This window comes from Pseudomonas sp. MF09156, assembly GCF_059862305.1.
In genome coordinates this window covers 17,127-40,765 of sequence record NZ_JCBCUR010000024.1, presented here as the reverse complement: position 1 = coordinate 40,765, position 23,639 = coordinate 17,127, and the positions used below count along the sequence as shown (strand labels likewise).

Annotated in this window: 16 protein-coding genes; 15 read left to right on the top strand and 1 reads right to left on the bottom strand. The window is 54.7% G+C overall.

Annotated elements, in window-relative coordinates:
* The first annotated feature begins 7 nt into the window (after window positions 1–7).
* The 15 genes from AC19YY_RS28560 to AC19YY_RS28490 all read left to right on the top strand — a co-directional run bounded on the left by AC19YY_RS28560 (window position 8) and on the right by AC19YY_RS28490 (window position 22,105).
* Window positions 8–1,864 carry a DNA recombination protein RmuC gene (locus AC19YY_RS28560; RefSeq protein WP_169991116.1) on the top strand — a complete coding sequence of 619 codons (1,857 nt, stop codon included), beginning with the start codon at window positions 8–10 and terminating at the stop codon, window positions 1,862–1,864.
* A gap of 33 nt (window positions 1,865–1,897) precedes the next feature.
* Entirely contained in the window at window positions 1,898–3,481 is a 1,584-nt protein-coding gene (locus tag AC19YY_RS28555; RefSeq protein WP_169991118.1) for a type I restriction-modification system subunit M, read from the top strand.
* The gene (locus AC19YY_RS28550) at window positions 3,478–4,626 is read left to right on the top strand and encodes a restriction endonuclease subunit S (protein WP_169991120.1); all 1,149 of its coding nucleotides are present in this window, start codon (window positions 3,478–3,480) and stop codon (window positions 4,624–4,626) included. Before AC19YY_RS28555 ends, AC19YY_RS28550 begins: the two co-directional genes overlap by 4 nt.
* Window positions 4,627–4,729: 103 nt before the next feature.
* Window positions 4,730–6,082, top strand: a complete 1,353-nt coding sequence (locus AC19YY_RS28545) for a phospholipase D family protein (protein ID WP_169991123.1) — start codon at window positions 4,730–4,732, stop codon at window positions 6,080–6,082.
* 165 nt (window positions 6,083–6,247) lie between these two features.
* Window positions 6,248–6,907: a vWA domain-containing protein gene (locus AC19YY_RS28540; RefSeq protein ID WP_169991125.1), complete on the top strand. Its 660-nt coding sequence runs from the start codon at window positions 6,248–6,250 to the stop codon at window positions 6,905–6,907.
* On the top strand, window positions 6,907–7,599 hold the full coding sequence (locus tag AC19YY_RS28535; protein WP_169991127.1) for a PP2C family serine/threonine-protein phosphatase: 693 nt from the start codon (window positions 6,907–6,909) through the stop codon (window positions 7,597–7,599). Before AC19YY_RS28540 ends, AC19YY_RS28535 begins: the two co-directional genes overlap by 1 nt.
* 5 nt (window positions 7,600–7,604) lie before the next feature.
* Window positions 7,605–9,005 carry a protein kinase domain-containing protein gene (locus AC19YY_RS28530; RefSeq protein WP_169991130.1) on the top strand — a complete coding sequence of 467 codons (1,401 nt, stop codon included), beginning with the start codon at window positions 7,605–7,607 and terminating at the stop codon, window positions 9,003–9,005.
* A gap of 6 nt (window positions 9,006–9,011) precedes the next feature.
* A complete protein-coding gene (locus tag AC19YY_RS28525) occupies window positions 9,012–12,404 on the top strand; it encodes a DEAD/DEAH box helicase (protein ID WP_169991132.1) in 3,393 nt (1,130 codons plus the stop codon).
* On the top strand, window positions 12,388–13,878 hold the full coding sequence (locus tag AC19YY_RS28520; protein ID WP_169991134.1) for a hypothetical protein: 1,491 nt from the start codon (window positions 12,388–12,390) through the stop codon (window positions 13,876–13,878). The genes AC19YY_RS28525 and AC19YY_RS28520 overlap by 17 nt, the downstream gene beginning before the upstream one ends.
* Window positions 13,878–16,334, top strand: coding sequence for an AAA family ATPase (locus AC19YY_RS28515; RefSeq protein WP_169991136.1), 2,457 nt, complete (start codon window positions 13,878–13,880; stop codon window positions 16,332–16,334). The genes AC19YY_RS28520 and AC19YY_RS28515 overlap by 1 nt, the downstream gene beginning before the upstream one ends.
* Complete coding sequence (locus AC19YY_RS28510) at window positions 16,334–18,145, top strand: hypothetical protein (protein ID WP_233101128.1); 1,812 nt, start codon at window positions 16,334–16,336, stop codon at window positions 18,143–18,145. Before AC19YY_RS28515 ends, AC19YY_RS28510 begins: the two co-directional genes overlap by 1 nt.
* Window positions 18,146–18,322: 177 nt before the next feature.
* Window positions 18,323–19,351: a radical SAM family protein gene (locus AC19YY_RS28505; protein ID WP_169991139.1), complete on the top strand. Its 1,029-nt coding sequence runs from the start codon at window positions 18,323–18,325 to the stop codon at window positions 19,349–19,351.
* Entirely contained in the window at window positions 19,348–20,202 is an 855-nt protein-coding gene (locus tag AC19YY_RS28500) for a histidinol-phosphatase (protein ID WP_169991141.1), read from the top strand. The genes AC19YY_RS28505 and AC19YY_RS28500 overlap by 4 nt, the downstream gene beginning before the upstream one ends.
* Window positions 20,199–21,332: a hypothetical protein gene (locus AC19YY_RS28495; protein WP_169991143.1), complete on the top strand. Its 1,134-nt coding sequence runs from the start codon at window positions 20,199–20,201 to the stop codon at window positions 21,330–21,332. The genes AC19YY_RS28500 and AC19YY_RS28495 overlap by 4 nt, the downstream gene beginning before the upstream one ends.
* Window positions 21,323–22,105 (top strand): glycosyltransferase, encoded by a 783-nt coding sequence (locus AC19YY_RS28490; protein WP_169991145.1) that lies wholly within the window; start codon window positions 21,323–21,325, stop codon window positions 22,103–22,105. The genes AC19YY_RS28495 and AC19YY_RS28490 overlap by 10 nt, the downstream gene beginning before the upstream one ends.
* A gap of 6 nt (window positions 22,106–22,111) precedes the next feature.
* Here AC19YY_RS28490 and AC19YY_RS28485 read toward each other — a convergent pair whose 3' ends face one another.
* On the bottom strand, window positions 22,112–23,578 hold the full coding sequence (locus tag AC19YY_RS28485) for a glycosyltransferase family 9 protein (protein ID WP_169991147.1): 1,467 nt from the start codon (window positions 23,576–23,578) through the stop codon (window positions 22,112–22,114).
* Window positions 23,579–23,639: the final 61 nt, after the last annotated feature.

Below are 23,639 nucleotides of genomic sequence, written 5' to 3'. Positions count from 1 at the left end.
AGCAATCATGCTAGCCAGCCAATGGACGATGGAAATTATCGTGATCAGCGTAGTGCTCGCCATTGCCAGTGCGGTAATTGGCTACTTCATCGCGGCTCTGCGGCAGGGGCGACAGGTCAGCACGCTGACTGCGCAGCTAGAACAGGCACAGCAAGGCCAAGCGTCTGCTGACACCCAACAGACCGCACAGCAAGGCCAGCTCAAAGCGGCAGAAGCGCAATGCCATAACCTGCAGGTGGAACAAGGCAGGCTTCAGACACAGCTGCACGCTGCAGCCGATACTGCGACACGCCTCACTGCTGACTTGATAACTAGCAAAGACACAAGCGTGGCATTGCAGCTGAAACTGGAAGAGGCGAACCAACATCATCATGAGACGGCCAAGCGCTTGGAAACAGCCCAGGCCGAAGTGCGGGGCTTTCAAGAGCAGGTAGCTGAGCTACGTGAGCGGCTTACTGCTGCAGAAACGAAAAACGCGTCCATGCAAACTGAGCGCGACTGTCTGAAGGACGAGCTGGCGAGCGAAGGCAAACGGGCTAAGGCGCTAGAAACATCCGAACGAGAAGTGCGCGAGCAACTGGCAGAGACCAAACAAACGCTTGCCCAGCAGATGGAGTCTTTCAACCAGTTGCAGGAGCGTCTGCATAAGCTCGGTTCCGACCATACCGAACTCAAAACCACCCTACAGAAACGCGAGGAGCACTTTCAGGAGCAGATGACACAACTGTCTGACACCAAGAAATCGCTCACCCAGGAGTTTGAAAACCTGGCCAACAAAATCTTCGAAGAGAAAGGCAAGACGTTCACTCATACCAGTCAGGCCAGTATCGATGGCCTGCTCAAGCCTTTTCGTGAGCAGATCGAGGGTTTCCAGAAGCGTATCAACGACGTGCATGACGCCTCTCAGCAGGGCAACACCAGCCTCAATAGTGAAATCAAAAAGGTTCTTGATATCGGCCTGCAAATGAGCAAAGAGGCCAATAACCTCACCTCAGCACTCAAGGGCGACTCGCAGCAGCGAGGCGCTTGGGGTGAAGCCCAGTTGCGTAGGACGCTTGAAATGAGCGGCTTGATCGAAGAAGCACACTTCGAGGTACAAAGCGCCTTTAAGGATGCTGAGGGTAGAAGTAAGCAGACCGATTACCTGGTAAAGATACCGGATGGTAAGCACATCATTATCGACAGTAAGGTGTCACTGAACGCTTATGATCGCGCTGTCGGCGCTGAGTCACCTGAGACATACCAGCTTGCTATGGCCGACCACATCAAAGCCGTACGCAAGCATATTGATGACCTTGCATCCAAGGATTACACCAACCTCGTTGGCATGCGCAGCCCCAGCTTTGTGCTGATGTTCATGCCTATCGAGCCGGCCTATATCGAGGCTATGAAGCACAACAAGGATTTGTTTGAGTACGGTTACAAGAAGGGCATCGTGCTGGTCTCGCATACCACCCTAATTCCCATCCTGCGCACGGTTTCCAACCTTTGGATGATCGAACGCAGCAACGCCGAGGCGCGGGAAATCAGCGAGAAGGCTGGCGAGATCTACAACCAGGTCTGCACTGTGGCTGAGCGCCTCGGTAAGTTGGGCGGCACGCTTAATACCGTCAGCAACCACTACAACGAAACCGTCAAGGCTCTAGCCGGTAAGCAGGGTCTCTACGGCAAAGTTGAGCGTTTCAACAAGCTCTCAGCCAAAGTCAGCAAAATTCTGCCGGCGCTGGAGCCTACTCACATGGACTTTGAAAGCGAGCGGCTGTCATTGATTGTCGAAGCCATCGACGAAGCTCCAGAGGCAACCGAAGCTGTGCAGATAATCGCTCAACAATCATCCGAAGAAGAGCTGGCTGTCCAGCTCTGATCTCCAAAATTCTGAATTAGAGAAGTACCTCGCATGCTCACTGGTAAAATCCGCACAGATATCGACAAGCTCTGGGAAAAGTTCTGGACGGGTGGTATTACCAACCCGCTGACTGTAATCGAGCAGATCAGCTACCTGATTTTCGCCCGTATGCTCGACATACAGGAAGACGTGGCTGAGCGCAAAGCCAATCGCACTGGCAAGGCTTTCGACCGCCTTTTCCCCAATACTCCGGAAGGGCAGCTTTTACGCTGGAAAAATTTCCGCAATATGAGTGGAAAGGAGCTGCACAAGCACCTCAAACAGAAGGTCTATCCCTTTTTCGCCAAGCTCGGCAGCGCCGACGGCGAGGGAGGTGAGCGTGAAGGTCTTGGCCATATCAGCGAGTACATGCAGGACGCCGACCTGGAGATCAAGAACGAGTCCGTACTGACCTCTGCCGTGGAAATGGTCAACGACCTGCCGCTGACTCAGAGCGATGTGAAGGGCGATATCTACGAATACCTGCTAAGCAAGCTCACCACCGCCGGCATCAATGGGCAGTTTCGCACGCCGCGCCACATTATCGATGCCATGATCGAGCTGATTGCTCCACAACCAACAGACGTGATCTGCGACCCCTCCTGCGGAACGGCGGGCTTCCTCGCTCGCACCATGGAATACCTCAACCGCGAGCACTCCAGTGAGTCGGGTATCTTCACCGATGAAGATGGCAATCAGCACTTCACCGGTGACCAGCTCGAGCCCTACCGTCAGCACATTAATACGCAGATGTTCTGGGGTTTTGACTTCGACACCACAATGCTACGTGTTTCTAGCATGAACATGATGTTGCACGGGGTAAACGGCGCGAACATTCGCTACCAAGATTCCCTGAGCAAATCTATCAAGGAGCATTACCCACGGCAGGAACAGAACTTCTTTGACGTGGTGTTAGCGAACCCGCCGTTCAAGGGAAGTTTGGATGAGAGTAATACCAACCCTGATGTGCTGGGTTTGGTGAAGACCAAGAAGACCGAGCTGCTGTTCGTCGCCCACATTCTGCGTTCGCTCAAACTCGGCGGTCGCGCCGCGGTGATCGTGCCCGATGGCGTAGTGTTTGGCTCCAGCAAGGCTCACCAGCAACTACGCCAGGAACTGCTCGAAAACAACCAGCTCGAAGGCGTTGTCAGCCTGCCCAGCGGAGTGTTCAAACCATATGCAGGGGTTAGCACCGCCATCATCATATTCACAAAAGGTGGGAGCACCGAACGGGTTTGGTTCTATGACCTACAGGCCGATGGGTATTCTCTGGATGATAAACGTACAGAACTGAAGGGTGAGGGAAGCAACGACCTGCCCGATGCTATTTCCCAGTGGCGGCGCTACCGGCAGATGGTTGAAAGCAATATCAGCGGCAGCACAATCAATACTGTGTTCGGTGACAAGACCAAAAAGGCTTTTGTGGTGCCGGCCGAGGCTATCGCAGCCAATAACTACGACCTCTCCGTCAATCGCTACAACGAAGTGCTGCACCAGCAGGAGCTATACGAAGACCCCAAGGTCATTCTGCAACGGCTCAAGGTGCTGGAGGGGGAGATTCTGGCGAATCTAGATGAACTGGAGGGGATGTTGTGAGTTGGCCGTTAGTTAAATTGGGCGACGTTGCACCAGCGAAGGCTAGCAAGCATACTTTTGCCGAGTCGGATGACGTGTGGACTCTAAATCTAGATCAGGTGGAGGCTGATACAGGAAAAATTCTTCAGAAAATTATCGCGCCTGTTTCAGTAGCAGGGACCTCTACGCATGGCTTTGATGAAAGGCATGTTCTTTATTCTAAGCTGCGGCCATATCTAAATAAGGTGGTATTGCCTGACGATAAGGGGCTTGCTACTACTGAGCTCGTCCCGATGTTGCCAGATGCTGGGCGTCTTGATCGTAGGTATCTGGCCTACTACCTGCGCTCAAAAGGCTTTGTAGATTGGGTCAGTTCGCAGGTAGCAGGTGCCAAAATGCCGCGAGTTTCAATGCAGCTGTTCTGGCAGCACAAAATCCCCCTCCCCCCCCTACCTGAGCAAAAACGCATCGTCGCCATCCTCAATAAAGCAGACGCTATCCGCTGTAAACGCCAGGAAGCCATCCAGCTCGCCGATGACTTCCTTAGAGCCGTGTTTTTAGACATGTTCGGCGACCCAGTGACGAATCCGAAAGGGTGGGAATCCCAGACATTCGCGTCTGTAGGTACTTTAGACAGAGGTAAATCAAAACACAGGCCAAGAAATGATCCTGCCCTTCTGGGGGGAATTCATCCTCTAATCCAGACTGGAGAAGTAGCCAATTCGAGAGGCTATATAAAACAGTACTCATCCACATACTCGGAGCTTGGATTGACACAGAGCAAAAAATGGGATGCTGGAACGCTGTGTATCACTATCGCTGCCAATATTGCCAAAACCGGGATTTTGACATTTCCAGCTTGCTTTCCGGATAGCGTGGTGGGGTTTATACCCAACAGAAAAGTAACGGTTGAGTTCGTTCAGCACTGGTTGGGATTTTTACAAAAAAACCTTGAAAAAAACGCGCCACAAGCCGCTCAAAAAAATATAAATCTTGAAATTTTGAGAGGTCTCTCGATGCCGGTCCCGCCAAAGTCGGAGCAAGATAGATTCAGCTCGATTGTGGCAAGCGTACTTTCTCTGGAGGGGAAAATCACCTGCTCTAGTGATGAGCTGAACAATGCCTTTGGCGCATTAACCAAAAAAGCTTTTACAGGGCAGTTGTAGATAAGGAAGTCACCATGCGCCTCGAATCTGTCAAGCTCACCTATTTCTGCGGCTAAGTGGCTGTTGAACAGCCTGGTTATCCAATATGTTGAAGGGAATCGGCATGAAACTGATCGCCAACCGAATTAACGGAACGCACCTACGCGATCTGCTGCCAGAGCTGTCCACCGAGGTTCAGGTGGATGTCGTATTGGCTGCTGTGGCTTACGGCAGCAGTGCCTCTGATTTAACCCAGGACCTGGTTGGGCATTGCGTGGCTAACAAGCTGCGATTGGACCTGTGGATGCGCTACGACCATACGGTGCCAGTCTCGGTGGAGTTGCTCAAGCGTCTACTCAGGCATCAACAGAACAACATCTTCACGCGATTCGTCCCGGATTGTTTTCACCCCAAACTTATCTGGTGGAAAGGCTATGGCGCTTACATCGGCTCAGCCAACCACACGGATAACGGCTGGCTGACGAATGTCGAGGCGGGGGTTTTTCTTTCGGAAGATGAGCTGGTCGCCAACGGCATGGATAACCAGTTGGAGGACTTCTTCGAATACCTACGAGAGCTGGATGTGACCATACCCATTTCGGCGGATTACATCGCTGAAATGGAACGGCTCAATGCCCTGAACAAAGGTGTCTATGTCGACGCCATCAAGAAACGGCAACATCCCGAATGGGAGGGGCCTAGCTTCGTACAGAAGAAGTCAGCAATCGATCGGCGCAAGGAGGCCTTTAAGCACGAATGGTTGAGTACCCTGGGGATTTTGCAAAGCATCCAGCAACAGCTAGGTGACCATCGCCCCACCTGGGTTAGCGCCGATGTTCCAGCAGCCTGGCAGGTCGATCAGTTCCTGCATGCGTATTACTACAACCACGTTGGTGACAGCCTTCATAAACCCTACGAGGACTATCACCAGCGCAACAAGGGCAACCCACAAGCGGCGCTGGAAACTGAGCTGAATTGGTGGAAATCACTGCCGGAAGCCCCCTCAAGGGAGGATTACGCGCTCTACGATAGTGCTCCGACGGTGCGTGCTCTACTGGCGCAAGACAAAGTAATGGCGCTGACATGCGAAGAGTTCGCCACCCTGTGTCGTAACACGCACGCCACCATGGACCATATCATCAAGGTTCCCCTGACGGTGCTCGGGCGCCCGGAGCTCAATACACTGGATCGGGATTCACGCGTTGATCCCTTCGCAGAGCTGATCCTACGCCAGCGCAACCGTAAAGGCTGGGATGTGCGCCAATTGCTCCACTACGTGCTTTATGGGGGGCCAAATGAAGAGATTTGGGGGCGTCTTTACCATGCGGGTCGTGATTCGGAGTATGGCATTTCGCGTTACGGCCTGAACTCCTTCGCTGAGGTAGTTGGATGGGCCCGGCCGGAAGTCGTTCCACCCCGTAATGGCCGAACCAGCAAGGCTCTCCGGGCACTTGGTTTTAGCGTGAAAATCTACTGATGATTTTGATAAATATATTTACCAATTAATAAGTATGTTTATTTTTGTTCTGGGCTCCTCTTAACGCAAAAGTTATTAAATTATTGATTTTAATGGATTTTATTCTTTTGGCATGAAATGCGCTAAAGGGTAAGAGTCTCTTATTAGTTAACAAGGAAAGTACACATGTCAGAACTGAAAAAATTCCAAGTCCAAACTGCTCGCCCACTGCCGATCATCGTGCTGGCGGACACCAGCGGCAGTATGTCGGTCGATGGCAAGATCGAGGCCCTGAATAAGGGGCTCAAGGACATGATCGCCAGCTTTGCCAGCGAAAGTCGTTTGCGTGCTGAGATCCAAGTCAGTGTGATCACCTTTGGCGGCAGCCAGGCTGAGGTGAACCTGCCATTGACCCCGGCTCATCAACTGCAAAGTTTCACGCCGCTGCTTGCAGATGGCATGACCCCTCTGGGCGGCGCCCTGTCGTTGGCCAGCCAGATGATCGAAGACTCTACCCGTGTCTACACGCCGGTTATCGTGCTGGTATCCGATGGCTATCCCAATGATGATTGGGAAGTTCCTCTTGCTCGCTTGGTCAATGGCGAGCGCTCATCCAAGGCCACTCGCTTTGCCATGGCCATTGGCGCTGATGCGGACGAGGCCATGCTTAGCGATTTCGCCAACGATCCTGAGGCACCGTTGTTTCGCGCCGAGAATGCTCGTGACATCCACCGTTTCTTCCGTGCGGTGAGCATGAGTGTCAGTGCACGTAGCCAGTCGGCTACGCCTAATCATTCAATGCCTTTGCAGATTCCTAACGCCGACGATCAAGACTGGGAATTCTGATGCGATTGTTGGCGGGTGGGGCCTCCGTGCGAGGCCCCGCGCATCAGCAGGAGGGTACGCCCAATCAGGATGCTTTCTGTATCAGAGGTATTCGCGGTGGTTGGTGTCTAGCTGTGGCTGACGGGCTGGGAAGTCGCCCGCTCAGCCATATCGGTTCACAGAAAGCCGTACAACTGTTCAGGCAGTTAGCCCGTCAACGAGAAGAAATGTCACATGAAACGGTCGGCTCAACCCTGCGTGATGCCTGGCTGGCGCACTTCGGTGATCGTTACAGGGCACACGAAACAACCTGTCTGTGGGCAAAGTTAGATGCATCGGGACGCGGTGTGGTTGGTCAGGTTGGGGATGGATTGCTGTTGGTCAGAAGTCAGGGGGTGTTCAGGGTTCTGACAAGCCGACGTGGAGGCTTCTGTAATCAGACCGCTACTCTGGCGCAGGCTAGTTCTCAGGAATGCTACAGCGCCGAGATTGATTTGAGCAGGTCCGGAGATGGTGTGCTGCTGATGACTGACGGCATATCGGACGACCTGATTCCTGAGCAGTTGGAGCCTTTCTTCGATGCTATTTACCAGCGCCGCTTGCGCTGCAGTAAACGTCGTATGCGCCAATGGCTGACGAGAGAACTGAATGGCTGGTCCACGCCGCGCCATGGCGATGACAAGTCCATCGTTGGAATTTTCAGAACGGATTGAAGCAAATGACCGCGACTACGACAGCGCAACAGAAGCGCGTGCAGGACACGAAAGGCTCGGCTTATGAGCTGAGGGAAGAGATGAGTCGAGGGGGACAAGGAATTGTCTACCGAACTCAGTTTCCTCAGGTTCTTATAAAGGGGTTTACCAAAAAAGATGTGCCGGCTCGTCAACGTTGGCGCAGTCATATCGCCTGGTTGATTCGCCAGGATCTTAGTGAACTGAAGCTGGCCAGACCCTTGGTACTTTTGGCTGAGCCACGCTTTGGCTATGTCATGGAGCTGATGGACGGTTTGGTTCCTTTGCAAAGCCTGTTTGACAGCTTTGTAAATGCAGAGGAAGAGGCCGTTGCCGATTATCTGCATCAGGGTGGTTTGCGGCGGCGTGTTCGAATATTGAGCCAGTTGGCGAGAACCCTGAATCAGTTGCATGCGCGTGGCATGCTGTATGGAGATTTGTCGCCGAGCAATATCTTCGTCTCGGATGACCCGGCCTATGCGGAAACCTGGTTGATCGATTGCGACAATATCAGTCTCGAAGCGCATAGCGGCCTGACCTTGCATACCGCTGACTATGGTGCCCCAGAGATCGTCCGTGGCGATGCGCTGCTGTCCAGTCTGACAGACAGCTGGAGTTTCGCGGTTATTTCCTATCAGTTACTTACACACAACCACCCCTTCAAGGGTGAGTTGGTTAGTGAAGGCGAGCCCGAAGAAGAGGAGGCAGCCCTGCGTGGTGCGCATCCTTGGATTTATGAATCGCAAGACGATGCGAATCAGTGTTTTGCGAACCTGCCTATTCAGCTTATCGAGCACAGTCGGCTGTCCGAACTTTTTAGTCGTTGTTTCGAGCAGGGCCGGCATCGCGCTAGCGAGCGTCCGAGCATGGCGGAGTGGCTGGAAGCGCTGACGGAAATAGATGAACGTCTTTTTGACTGCGCGAGCTGCGGCGGTAGCACGTTGTTGCCTGTTGAGCTGGACTCAATCCATGACACGTCATGTTTTTTCTGCGATGAAGCCGCTGATAGCAGGCTGGTGCTATTCGAGGAATTCATTGCTCTGGTGGAAGGCGATCAGGGGCAGTCTTGTGAGCCCGGCAACTGGGTCGCGACCGGGCGCAAGGTATGGCTGCAACCGGGAGGTAATCTGGAACTCAAGCGATTGATGCCGACGTTCAGCTATGACCGCTGGCCTGCTGACAATATCCGCATTGAGTACACCGAGCAGGGGCTGGGTATCCACCCATTACCAGAGGCCACGTTGCATCTTCAGCGTGGTGAGGCGATGAAGCCGCTGGAGCGCTACCAGGGTATCAAGGAAAGTCTGCGTGGGCAGCATGTGGAGCCTTATCAGATCCATGTGGGCGAGCTTGAAGAGTCCCATGTCGTTTGGCAGTTCAGGTGGTGATGGCTTATGGAATTTAAAGACTTTCCCATGCTGTCCGTGGATGTTCTGGTGCTCTCCACGGACGAGCGCATCGACGACTTTCAGGCAGGACAGGCGATTTTCCTTCAGAACTACCAGGATGAATGGCTGGCGGTTCAGGGAGACTCGCGCATCAGGGTCAACTGTGCACCAGCGGATTATGGGCTGTTTAGCCGACTTGTTTTGCGTGACCAGGTTCGCTGGCTACTCACCAGCAAGCAGAGCGGGAAGCTGTTGGTTCAGTACTGCGCGCCGGTTGAAGTCTCAGTCATGCAACTTGAGCTGGGTGTCGACGAGCTCATTGTGGAGGATATCTACAACAAGCATGAAATTGCGGAGATGAACATCGACCTTGCCTGCCGTTGGTTTGCCGAAAAGTTTCTAGTGCGAGGGCTTGCTGAGGGCGACTGGCTCACGGTTGCACGCTTCGCTAACAGTACATCCAAGGGTGGCTTTCAGTTGTTCGGCCAGGGCTGGCGTGCTGATGTAGAGCAAGGCGCGAATCGCGGACTGTTGGTCAAGCGCGTTACCCGGCAGGTGCGGCGCGATGGTGCTTACTCTTTGCTAGTCGGTCAGTCCGAGTTTCGTGATGCCTCGGTCGCAGCGGTACTCAACAGTGCCAGCCAGCAAGCGTTGCTGGACGCCGCGCTGCGGGATAATGCCAGTTACCTCGAGTTATGGAATTTGTACAACGACAAAGAGTGGCAGGGCGCTCTTAAAGTGGCAGAGACGTTGCGCTCGCTGCGTTTCGTGCAATGCGTGGGAGTTGAAGATGGCCGGGAAAACACATGGCACCTGACCCCGAAATCACAGGATGACTACCGAGAGTTTCGTGAACGTTGGCGCAACCTCGAATTGACTACCAGCACCCAAGTTGACTTGAGTAACGAGCGCCCCGACTGGGCGGAAGAACTGGCTACTGATGAGGCGAAGACGGCAGTAAGCACACCGCGTGGCACTATACGTTTTGAGCAGGATTGTGTTGTCTTCAAGCCTGCTTCAAACCGGCGCGATGTTCGCCCTAAACAAGCTGAGGGTTGGCTTTATCTCTCGTTAGCGGGCCATCGCACTGTGGGCAAACGACGTCTTGCAGCAAAGCGCTCGATTGATTCGGGCAAGCGGCTGCCTCAGCTGAAATGGCTATTGGAAGGCGTTCCGGTACCAGCAGCCAGGCGCCGACCGATTAATGGACTAACGCCTTATGCACAGGAAACCTTCAAAGGCGGAAAACCCACTGAAAACCAAAAGAAAGCCCTTTATGCCGCGCTGAATACGCCGGATTTAGCCATCATTATCGGCCCACCCGGTACGGGCAAGACGCAAGTAATTGCAGCGCTCCAGCGTCGATTAGCGGAAGAAGCGCAAGATCAAAACATTGCTGCGCAGGTTCTGATCAGCAGCTTTCAGCACGATGCTGTGGACAACGCACTTGAGCGTAGCGATGTATACGGCTTACCTGGTGCGCGTGTAGGCGGTAAGCGCGGAGCTGGAGATGATGAATCTCTCATCGATCCTTGGCTCGAACGGCATTCGGCTCACTTGCAAGAAAAGATTGCTATCGAGTACAACAAGTACCCGGAGCTTGGGCACATCAGGGATCTGTCATACAAGCTAGCTCTCGCTCGGGTTGCTGGCGCATCACCAAGCCAACAAGCAGAAGCGTTCGGCAGCATTCTGCACGGGTTGCGAGATTTGGATTGCAATGGCCTGGTCCTGCCACCAAAGCTCGAAAGTCAGCTCGAAGATTATATCGAACAGTTACAACAGCGAGGGCCAAGTTCGGCGGAGAGCCGACCGGACGTGCAAGCCCTGAGGCGCATTCGCGCATTGAGAGTTGATGTATTGGCTTTCAATGACGATGGCTCAGATCGCGCCTGGGATCTGCTCAACTGGCTGAAACGTCATGGCCAGAATTGCGGTGCTGAATTACTGGCACTGCTGCAGGAAGCTGCGGATAGCCGGCAACTACCGGAACCTTCCTTGCAGGCACTTGCGGTCTGGCAGGCGCGCTTGCTCGAGCAATTCTTGCCGGATTACCGACCCGCGGAGTTGAAATACCAAGCTGACCCTGAAGGATTGACGCTTCTCGATGAAATTGACAGGCATCTTGAGGACAAGTTACGTCAAAGGAAGCAGGGCGTGGCATGGGTGCTGGAGCAGCTTGCCGATAGTCTTGCGATTGATCGGACAGCTGCTCACGCAGTTGTTGACGAGTATTCCATGGTGGTGGGGGCAACTTGCCAGCAGGCTGCTGGACAACAGATGGCAAGTCTGAAGTCAGTAGCAGGGTTGGATAGTTCCGAAATCGAATTCGACACGGTAGTGGTCGACGAAGCGGCGCGTGCAAATCCCTTGGACCTATTTGTACCGATGGCTATGGCTAAACGGCGCATTGTTTTGGTTGGTGATGACCGACAGTTGCCGCATATGCTCGAGCCAGACATCGAAGGGCAGTTGCAAGAGGAACATCAGCTTACCGAGCTGCAACTGGTCGCGTTCCGCTCCAGCTTGTTCGAACGTATGCGAGTAAAGCTGCAGGAGCTTGAAAAAAAGGACAATTTCCGCCGGGTTGTGATGCTGGACACCCAGTTCCGTATGCATCCGATATTGGGTGATTTCGTCAGTAAAAACTTCTACGAGGCTGTTGGCATGGGAGAGGTGTTCTCTGGCCGAACTGCTGCAGATCTTGCCTTCGATGAAACATTTTTAGCTGCTCTAGGGGCGCATGAAGCTTACTACCGTGACCGAGTGTGTCAGTGGATCGATATGCCCGTTACGCTGGGCAAGGATCAGCATAGAGGGACGAGTCGTGTACGGGAGATTGAGGCTGAGCGCATAGCTGATGAAGTCGTACTGCTCATGCAGGCTGGCGGGGATAGCCTCTCGGTTGGCGTCATTACATTCTACGCAGCTCAGCGCGATCTGATTATGGAAAAGCTTGCTCTGTCGCGGATAGACGATGTTCCGTTGATGGAACTGCGCAATGGTTCATACGAGCCGCATGAACAGTTTAAGTGGGTAAGAAAGGTACGGGGAGATGGCTCTGTATCTTTGGAAGAGCGACTACGTGTTGGCTCTGTCGACGCGTTCCAGGGTAAGGAGTTTGATGTTGTTCTGCTGTCCTGTGTCCGGACCTACCAGTCGGCAAAGCCAAATTCCATCTCGGAGGATGAAGAGACAGATCGCGAGAAGCAATTGAATCGCCAATTCGGGTTCTTGCGCTTACCGAACCGCATGAACGTCGCCATGAGCCGTCAGCGGCAAATGCTGATTTGTGTAGGCGATGCCGCGTTGGCAACTTCTCCAGAAGCAGAAAAGGCAGTACCAGCGCTGGCGGCTTTCTATCAGATGTGCGGAGGTGAACATGGCATCCTTCGTTGAAACCGGCACTTATTTGAAGTTCGGAGAAAAGCCGAGAGCAAATTGCAAGCCCGTGCTTTGGCCAGTGATGGTCCATCGGGTCTTGTACCCAGACGTTACGCGTCCACAGCTGAATTTGTTCCAGCGTGCTGTTCTGGGGTTGATTCGTGCACGCACTGTCCGATCAGAAGTAATTGCTGAACTCACCGGGTTGCATAGGACCTTGATCAAGCTGATTTTGGCGCAGGGAGTGAGTAACGGGTGGCTTGTTGCAAACGCAGATGCACTGACCTCGCTGGGTGAGCGTTTGTTAGATGATGAAGATTCGGACGCTTCCAACCTGAAGTCTGGGTACCTGCTGCAGGACGCTATAACCGGTAGGTTCTGGCCTCGTTTAGTTGCAGAACTGAGACAGATTGAGTCAACGGATCCTTTGGCTAAGTACCCTGAATTCATGGCCGAAAGAAAAACCGGTAAATCGATTAAACCGTTCCTAATTGCAGGCAGCAGGATTGAGTTACCTCAACTCGATCATGAGTCATTGATGAGGACCTATCGGGACTACCGTGAAGACTTTCGCTCAAGCCAGCAGCTCGACCAAAGCAGCCAGTCGCCGAAACAAGTCAAGCTTCAGGGGGTGCAACGTTTGGATGATGCACCTCAACCTGCGCGGATTTTTGTTTGGATTGCGGCGGACAGCGAAGGGGTTGATCTATGGTCGGTAAAGGACCCGTTTGAGCTGCGTGATAACGCATGGTGGCTCCAGTCTTCGCTGCAGCAGATGGTTGAACGTAACTCAAATTTGCTTAGACGTCTTGAGTCATTGGTGGCTGTGCCACGCTGTGATAACCAGAGCGTCGAGGAATGGCTGACGTCATTGCACAAGCAGACAGACCTTCAGGTCTTGATTGAGTATCCCTGGGTAGAACGCCAGCCTGACCTTAAACGCTATATAGCGGCACTTCTGGTGCGGAAGGAGAAGCTCTCGCAAGGTGACAGCGGCGAGCATGAGATGGCTGCTGCGATTATGGAATGCCAGAAGTTGCTGGAAGTCGTAATGCAATGGCTGATTCGCACGTATCCTGCCGAAGTAGGACAACTTCCAAAACAACAAAGACATGATCATAAGTTAAATCAGCGAATCCTTTCTGCGCTGAAAATTCCCGCGTTTACCGAGGATGTCATCAGGCTATTGTCCAGGCAGAAGATCGATCAGGTCGTCCGGGCCTGCTCCTGCCCATCAGACTCACTCAAGACCCTCCTTTTTGCTGCTGCTGTGGGCGTTCTTAGTTCGGCGCAGCACCCGCTTAAGATGCTGAGTGATCAAGAGCTACAGTTGGCAACACTGCTCGAACTCGCGGATCTGCGTAATCAGAGCAGCCACGGCCAGAGCAGTTTTACTGGAAAAACAGCTGTTCAACTTACTACACGGATGGCACTGGACAGCATCCAGTACGCCCTGAGCTTTACTGCGCGCTTTAAGGAATGGATGTAATGGGAAAGAAGACTTCGAATAAGTATGGCCCGCAACAGGGGCCAGCTGTAGCAGCTACCAATGCAGGCGTTCAGAGCTCATTGGTTGAAAAGCAATTGTCTGTTTGGAGTGCGTCATTTGAGAGCGCATCCAAGGTTTATCTGTCTTTCGACATGAGTCTCGATATAGATGTTGACCAAGGCTGGCTAAGTAGAGTGTGTGAGCGTCTCCAGGCAGAGGGCTCTAAAGAGTTCGCTCGGTGGATCGAGCAATTTGCGGAGCTTTGCAAAGAGCTTGTGAAGTTCAAGGAAAAACTACACGAAGAATATTCTGCCCGGTGGAATGAGGCCAATAAGCTTGTGCTGGCCAGTGAAGAAAAAGAGAGGGTGTTTGCCTCGCAATTGGCTGATTTCGAGTGCACCAAAAGTGCTTTTGAGAACAGGGCAGCAGAACTGGAAGGCAAGGAAGTAAGCCTATCTCGGAAGAATTCCGAGCTGCTGGATATCGAGCGCTCGTTGAAGCTGCGCGAGACAAACGCGGAGGCTGATTTCGCTGAGCAGAATGAGCACGCTCTGCGTCAGCTTGATGAGCGCCAGCGCCAGTTGACTAAGCTGCATCAGACTCATCTACAGCAAATACACGAAGAAAAGTGCAGGCTTGATAATGAGATCAACCAGTCTGCTAGACGCTTGGCCGAGATCAAGTACAACTGTACTGAAGAAGAAGCCGAACGCACCAGGCTGCTGGATCAACGCGAGCATGAAATCAATCAAAGCAAGATAGACCTTGATCGTGATCGCTCCAGATTGAATCGAGAGTGGGGGGATATCAAGACAGCAGAGAGTAGCCTTGAGCAGCGCATTGCCGCTGAAATGGAGTTAGAGCGTGCGAGTCATGCTCAAGAGCTAGTCAGAATGGAGCGCCAACGTGATAAAGCCTGGAAAAAGGCCGAGGAGTTGAGTGAGCAGCTGGCGGATATTCAGGATCTCAAACATGCGCTGGGTGAGCGTCCAGCCGCAGAGATTCTTGAGCAAATCGCAAGCTTGCGAGAAGAAAACAGAACTCTGAAACGCACGCTAGATCAGTCTGATACTGCTGAGCTGCTGCGGGAAAACGAATACTTGCGCAGCAGTAAGTCTGATCTTGAACGTGATGTTTCAACGCTGCGGCCTGAGCTGGACAATGTTCGGCGTGAACTAAGTACCAAGCGCGTCGCTGCGACTGAATTGGAAGCTGTGGCACGCGAAAAGCGCGTGCTGGAGCAGCATAAAAATACGCTAGCTGTTCATATTGACGATCTTGAAAGCCGAATTGAACAGCTAACTAACAATCAGAAAACGCAGACGCCATTCCCTGCTATGTCGCTTATGGACTCCGATAAGGAATACCGCGCGAGCATGGAATTAGAAACACTGCCGGACCTCAAGCAATTTGCCGAAGAGCTTCAGCATCGAATTGCCCAGGCTGAAAAGCACGTAGAACTGTTTTATCCCCTCGAAGACATTCGAGTGCTGCTCGGTGGTTTGGCCATGAGCCAGCTCCATGTATTCCAGGGTATCAGCGGAACCGGTAAAACCAGCTTGGCAAAGGCCTTTGCTGAGGCAATGGGCGGCTTCTGTACGGATATTGCTGTTCAGGCGGGCTGGCGCGACCGGGACGATCTGCTTGGTCATTACAACGCTTTTGAGCGGCGCTTCTACGAAAAGGATTGCCTACAGGCCCTGTACCAGGCTCAGACACCGCGGTGGCAGGATACCTGCAACGTCATCCTGCTCGATGAAATGAACTTGTCTCGCCCTGAGCAGTATTTTGCCGAATTTCTTTCTGCAATGGAGAAGAACAACAAGGACAAGCGTTTGATTAGCCTGTCCGAAACGGCTCTGCCTAACGCGCCTGCAATGCTTCGTGATGGGCGCAAGATCCTGGTGCCAGGGAATGTCTGGTTTATCGGTACGGCCAACCACGATGAAACTACCAGTGAACTGGCGGATAAGACCTATGACCGTGCCCATGTGATGACGCTGCCCAAGCAGGATCATCGTTTCGAGATAAAAAAATTAGAAAAGGCGAGCTATTCCTATCGTTCCTTACGCCAAGCCTTTGAGCGTGCTCGAGTTGAGCGGAAAGGGGAGGTGCTTGAGTTGATGGAAAGGCTGACCAAGGATGCATTCACTGAGCAGCTCAGCAATCAGTTCGCTCTGGGTTGGGGTAACAGATTTGAGAAACAGGCACTGGATTTCATTCCAGTAATGTTGGCAACTGGAGCCACGGCCGGTGAGGCCTTGGATCATCTACTGTCTACTCGTGTCATGCGATCGGGCAAGGTTACCGGCCGCTATAATGTAGGTGTAGGTGCAGTAAGAGACCTGAAGGATGCTCTGGAGACCTTCTGGATTAAGGCTGACCTTGATGGTGATCCGCGCAAATCGTTTGAGCTGCTGGATGCAGATATTCGGCGCCTGGACGGCCTTAGCTGATGTGGCTTGATCGACTGTCGGGTGAGCGGCTTCGTCAGCTGCCACCGCTTATTGAACATGGGCGCTATCAAGTTAGTGTTTCCAACCTGATCTTTAATGGCCATACACCAGAGTTTTCAGGCATTTTGGTGGGGGATGGAGGTGAGCGTTGCCAACTGGGTGATGAGGTGCGGTCTTTTGTAATGCCCAAGCAGGCTCAAGCCAGCAACTTGGATTTACTATTCAAGGCTATCGAGACTATAAGCCTCGAAATGCAGCAGCGGTCGGAGTTGATTTCACCCCTTATGCCTGCTGAGATTATTGATGATCAAATCCACCTCCTGTTGTTTGAGGAGCGTCTGCTTGATGTAGTGCAACGAGGACACTTGCATCAAATATCACAGCGTCCGCGCCTAGACCTTCATTATGAAGACGAAGTTGCTGATATCGCGCGCGCGCGGCGCCTTGCAAAAGGCGCACTTGTGCACCTGGCATCGCACTCAGAATGCTGGCAGCGGCAGACTCTTAGCGGAGTAATTCCAAAGAAAGTTCTGGCACGGTTTAGTGAAGATGACTACGGCATCTACGAGAACCGCGTCTATGCACGCCTATTGGAAAAGATCGAAAGCCATTTGCGAGGCCGCCTATCGACCCTGACGAGTCTTCAGGCCACCCTAAATCAGGCACTGGAGTTTTACCAATCAGCAGACATTGATTTCCGCCTTTCTAACGAGGTCTGCAAGCTTTGGGGGGATACGTTTGATCAGAATGCAACAAGTGAGACGTCGAGCCTTCTGAACAAAACGCTCAAAACCCTTCAGCTTCTGCATAAGACCGTTTCGGGCCTGCAACAAGATGGCTTGTATACGCTGGTTAGCCGTAACGCGCAGGTCGTTGGAGCGCTCCACCTGACGAATATTCTCAGCCATGATCCTCATTATCGACATCTGGCGATTCTTTGGGAGCTTTTGGATAGGACGAAAGTAGGTACAAAAGCAACTCCTGAGGAACGATTCAAGCGGAACCAGTACTTGGCGCATGCCTATTCGCGTTATGCCGGTCTGGTGTTACTCCATGCATTACGTCCGTATTTGCATGGGCAAGATGAGGGTGTATGGGCTGGCAGAAAGATACGGCTGCAGCAGAGCGGGCTGGAATGGAACCTTGTCAGCGTCGCCCAAGGCAGATCTCCTGCTGAGGAGGTTTTGCTTTCGGTGGTGCCTTGGCTGAACAGTGCATCTTTAGCTGACGAATCCCTGCAACTGCCCGAACATAGGTTCATTGCTTGGCCGGCTATTGGGCAAGAGTCACATCAGTCTGCGTATCACGGACACTGGATTGCCCTTTCTCCGTCTGACATGTACTGCGTGGAGCGCTTTGGCCAGTTAATTGATCGAGTGCTGTACCAAAAGGTACTGCAGGTATATGGGCAACCGCTTACCAAAATCCCAGTAAAAGTACTTGCCATGGCTGAGGGAGTCCCCGGGTTACATGTCGACCATCAGGCACATGTGCTGGAAGTGCGCGAGACAGTGTCCGATGAACACCTTTATAAATTGAAGAAAGCTTTGATAGCAGCCAACGCAACTCAGCAGGGGCTTGTTCTGGAGCTTCTACGTGAAGAGATCATCTCTCTTGAAAAGTGCCCGGTGTGCAAGGAAAAGACCGAGCTGGTTTTTCAGAGCCCCTCAGGCTTCAAGGCAAATTGTGGAGAATGTGGGACAGAGCGCTATCTACGGCAGCAAAAAAGTGGGCGCGTATATGACCAGGTTGTTGCGGGGAAAAGGGATTTCCATTCCCTTGGTCGCAGGGCATTTTCCATACAGGTTTAGTTTCTAAACCGAGTTGAAAGAGGGCTAGTTGAGATTCTGAGATAGCCCTTCCGCACACGTTGACATCTCGGCAACTGGATCAATTCGGCGTCGGCGCCAACATACGCGACCGGTGACCACCGGTCATGCGCAACCCACGCCTGCGCGCTCGCGCAGGCTAGCAACGAGTCAAGAAAGATGGATCTGAAAGGCCACCTGCTGTACATCGACATCACCCAAATCTGCGGCATTGGTTGCGCGTTCTGTATGTACGCCGACAAGCACAAGACGGGTATGAGTATGGAGTTATCGAGCCTCGCCCGGGAGAACCTGGCGGCGCTGATCAACGCCCCCGACGTCAAGCGCATCTCTATCAGCGGAGAGGGCGAACCCCTCAACAACGCCAGAGTCTTCCACGAGATTCTTGAGCTTTCCCAGGGCGGCAAGCGTTTCGAGTTCATCACAAGCGGCTTCTTTCCCCACGAGAAGATGGCGGAGTTCTATGACAACACCAATCGCATCGTGCTCAGCCGCGGCGACACCTGCAATATCCGCCTGAGTTCGGACAGCCACCATATCGACAAGGTGAAATGGCGGGCTCATGGCTTCAGTCTGGATTACCTGCGACGAAACAGACCGGCCGGGCTGAGTTTTTCGTTTCGCTCGATCGACACTGATCGGGAGTTCACCCGCGACTACCTACGGGAGGAACTGGCGCGCTGGGGCCTCGACGCCGGGATTGTCGCGGGCAATGCCCTGGAAGATACGCTGGTGGTCGGCGAGGAACGCTTCGGCATCGACTACAAGAACCTCGTCCACCCGGCGGCCGACACGCCACCTGGTTACCTGGACCTGCATGGCTACATCGACGCGATCGAAGCCCGGGTCAACAAGCGCTTCACCCTCGGCAGCCTTAACCCGCCTCCCCACGCCAACGGCATGGACCTGACAGTGAAACCTAATGGTGACGTCTACCTGTACGGCATCGAGCACCAGCGGCTGGGAAATATCCACTTCGACCGGATCGGCTGGGAGCGACTGGCCAGCCACGTACGCGACACCCCCCTGGTCCGTGCCCTTTACAGCCAACCGCTGAGGGACCTGCTGGCGCGTCTCGACGACCTTGAGCTGGTGCACAAGATCCTACGCAAGGCGAATAACCCCTATTGGCTGGTCAAGGAACTGGCTAATCACGATGGCCTGTTAGAACGGATGGTGCCGGCATGATCGACTCCCACAGCCATACCTTTTATTCCAAGCATGCTGTCGGTACGGTGGACGAGCTAGTGCGGGCGTCAATCGCCGCCGGAGTGAAGATCCTCACCATCACCGACCACGCGCCGTTTCCGGTGGACAGCGACAATCGCCTGCTGGAGGCGGAACTGGAGCGCTATTTCGCCGATATTGAGCGGGCACGACAGGAGCACCAGGGGCAGATCAAGATCCTGCGCGGACTGGAGTTCGACTACATGCCGGGTGCGGATGCCTACAACCGCGAATTGCAGGCGCGGTACGAGCTGGATTTCGCCATCGGCTCGATCCACTACGTCGAGTTGCCGGGCGAGCCCATGGCTAAGGTTTGGGAGTTGGCCCGGCTGTCCGCACCGGCCTTTCTCGACCGTTATTTCGCCCATCTGCAAGCCTTGCTGGAGTGCGGACTGTTCGACGCAGTCGGGCACGCCGATACGCTGCTGCGCGGGGTGGTGGAGGATGTAGTGCTGCGCCGGATGGAACCGCTGCTGCCGCTGTTCGCCCGCAATGGTGTGGCCTACGAACTGAATGCCTCGGGTATTCGCAAGTCGAGCCTGTTGCCCGGTTCGACTCGTGAGGTTCAGGGCGTCTGGAGCTATCCATCACGCCCCCTGCTGCCCCAACTGATTGCCCATGGCGCGGCGTTCACCATAGGTTCCGACACCCACGATCCGCGGGACGCGGGGGCCGGCATCCGCCCCCTGGTCGATGAACTGCAACCGCTGGGTCTGGAGCGGATCAGCTACTTCGAAGGGCGTCGACGCATCGACATGCCACTGGACTTCTTCAGCCCGTCATCTGGAACCGATACAAGGATTTTCCCGTGAATTCCCGATCGAATGACTGGAAACTACTCGCCACGGCGCCTGTCGACGAACAGCTGGCATGCTTTCGCGAGGCCGTGGCCCGGCCGCAGGCGGAGGACGTGAATGGAGGTCTGCGCGCGTTCGCTGGCGGCTTGCTGGCGCAAGACCTAATCGATATGGACAGCTATGTTGCGGTGTTCGGCGGTCATGCCCTGAACTGTCTGACGATCGACGGCACCGACGGATTCCGCGACATGAGCAGTAGCGCAAGCGCCTCCGAGCTGACGGCCATCTACAGCCGTGCCAAGTACGGTAGCCAGAAGGACATCCGTTTTCTCGCCGGCCTGGTGATCAACTATCTGGAGCGGCAGCTGGATGCCCCGGCATCACACTGGGCACGGCTGTTCACCACCGCGCGGGAGCGCAATGAGAATGTGGTGCTGATGACCACTGGCTGGCGCAACGTGCCTTCGACGGCCAACGTGCTCTACGACATCGTGGTGGAGGAGATCAACGTCAAGCTCGCCCATATGGGCCTGCCCACCCTGATCAACGTTAAGCTGCCGCGCATCGCTCCTCCCTGCGAGAACTACGCAAGCCTGAGTACTGAAGAGCGTGAGCGGGTCAATCTTGTCCAGGACCATGTGATTCCCTCGGAGAACTTCTATCGCTGGAGCGGCGTGCACGTCATCTTCGGCGACGATGTGCTGGTTACCGGATCGACCGCCGACAAGGTGTTGCGTGAGTCGCTGCTAGCCGGAGCCCGCTCGTTCCAGGCGATCTACCCGGTTGCCATCGATCCGCGGGTCGCCCTGACGGATGCCACCGTCGAGGAGCGCCTGAACATGGTGGAAATCAGCCATCAGCTGGACGACACATTGGCCGAACTGCTTGGGGCGAAGGACTACCAACCGATCCTGCGCACGTTGCGTCTACTATTTTCGACGGACAACTACCAAGCCTTGCCGGCATTCCTGGCGCGGGTGCCGGCGGCCAATTGGTTGCGCCTGTACAAGGCGGCTCTGGGAAACGAGTTCCTGCGCCAGGCCGAATGCATACCTTCGCTGACGCTGCTGCGGAAATACCTGGAGGACCTCGGACTGCTGGGCAGTGGCGGCGTGACGGCAGAGAGGGCCACGTTGTGCGTGTGAACTACGTGAGCTACTGGGAAACGGCGGCGGGGCAGAGCATGCCGCCGTGGATCGCCTTGGCCCTGGTCTCCATGCAGCGGGCGCTGGGGGACAATTTCACCCTGCTAACCCCGGACAGCCTGGAGTATTGCATAGATGCTTCTATCCTCGGCAAGGATTGGCGCTTCGAGCCGCTTACCTTCAGCATGGACAAGGGGATCGAGGCGATCGTCGCCAGGAGCGACTTCATCCGCATGGCCTACGTTCATCGCCATGGCGGGGCCTGGATCGACGCGGACAGCATCCTGCTACGCGACCCGACCTCCCTGTTGTTCCCGACGGGACTCGACGGGCGACTGCACTGGCACAGTGAATGCCTGTTCGCCTCACTGCCGGGAAACGCCGATCTCGCTGAGGCACTGGCGACCGGGCTCGCTGTCGAGACACATGCCTGGGGCAACCCGGGAGGGATCAAGGAGCTTGTCGCCAGGTCGCCGCATCAGCTAGTGCCAATTTCGCCCTCGTTATGCGACCCGGGTTATCGACCGCTGTACAACTTCGACAGTTGCGCGGTGATGAGACGCACGGACATTGCAGTGAGCGACTTCCTGCTCCACGACGTAAGCCTGCTGAAGCTGTACAACACCTGGTTCAAGCGGACAGTGACACGCGACGAGTCGGTAGAGGAATTCCTTGGCGAGGGTACCCTGCTGTCACGCATCTTCCTGCATATCGAACCCGATCGTGGCTATTGGCTGGGGGAGAGTGAGCGTTTGATCGAACGCTGCGGCTGAAGGTGTTCAGGCCAGTTCCACCGCATGCGCCGGCAGGTGCACGCGGCAACGTTGGGCCCCGTTTAGCTCCAGTCGAGTCGCGATCACCTCGTGCACCGTCGGGGTCTGCCGGTGTGGCGAGCCATGGGCGACGTACAGCCAGGCCGGCACGCGGTGGGCAAGGTGGTCGAATTCCAGCTCGATGCGCAGCAAGTCGAACACCTCACTGGTACGTCCGCTCGGTGTCCAAGCCAGCGGAGCGCTGCGGTGATGAGGATGGATCAAACGCAGCGGTCGTGACAGTTGAAGGTTCAGCGTGCCCGGATGGCAATCGGCGACTTCAGGAAAGGACCGGCTGATCAAGGGCAGCTGGCGGGCCAGCGTGCCAGTGGCCACGCCCAGACCTGAAACGATTTGCGCATCTACTGCGAGGGCCGCATCGATCGACTCTTGGAGCAGTTCGGCGACGGGGTGAATCACGTCGACATCAGAGAATTCGTTCATGTTTTTCCTGCCGATGTGCGGGTACTGACGTGGTCCCTGGCGACTAAACACAACTCGGGTATGGGGGGAAAGCGGCGGCAGCCAGGGATTGGAAGAGTTGCTGGCCGGATAGATCGCGACCAATGCCGCCTTCAGTCCGACGGCCATGTGCACGATGGCAGTATCGACACTGACAACAACTCTGGCCCGCTGGATGGCACCCGCGACCGCGCGGGGCGTATCCAGTTCGACCAGTGTCCGGACGTTGCTGCGGGCGATGGCGTGCTCGAGCTGCAGTGCCTCGGCACGGCTGGCGGGACTGCACAGAATGCCAATATGGTGCTGCGGCCAGGCATCCGCCAGGGCACGGACCAGCGAGAGCGCTCTGGCGAACCCAAGGCTTTTATCAGGTCGGCTGGCATAGGGGTTGACCAGGATGTGCGCGACGTTGTTGCCGTCCTGTCGTTCGGGAAGCGGGACGATATAGTCGCGGTTGATCCGGGTCGCACCGAGGTCGAGCAGGACCCGGGTGTAGCGCTCGACCACGTTGAGCTGCGCGGTTGCTTCACCAAGCTTGCCGCTGACGCAATGCAAGGCATCATCCAGCGAGTAGACCCGGGCGGGCTTAAGCAAGCGGATGAACAGTATCTCGATGGGTTGGATACGGCCAACTAGGTGGACAAACACATCGACTGATCCCAATTCCCGTACCAGAGGGCCCAGCCCGGTCAGCGTGGGTGCGCAAGCGACAGGGATGACCCGGTCGACGCCGAAATCGAGCCGATGCAGGTCGACCAGTTCCGGTACGGTGAGCACAGTGACCCGGGCACCGAGCTTGTGCGCTTCGCGAAAGAAGAATGAAGAAACGATCGCGTCGCCCAGTTTGGCGTCCCAGCGGGGAAGCACGATATGCAGGGGTTGGGCAAGGTCGCGAGGTACCAGCTGGCGGTCCACCAGGTAGCGCATCAACACGCGCGCCATAGTCTTCCGATGGTTTTGTAAAATCGACATCAGCTCGCACTTTCGAGAATAGCTGGCGATGATATCTATGGCACGTGGCCGTTACCAGTAA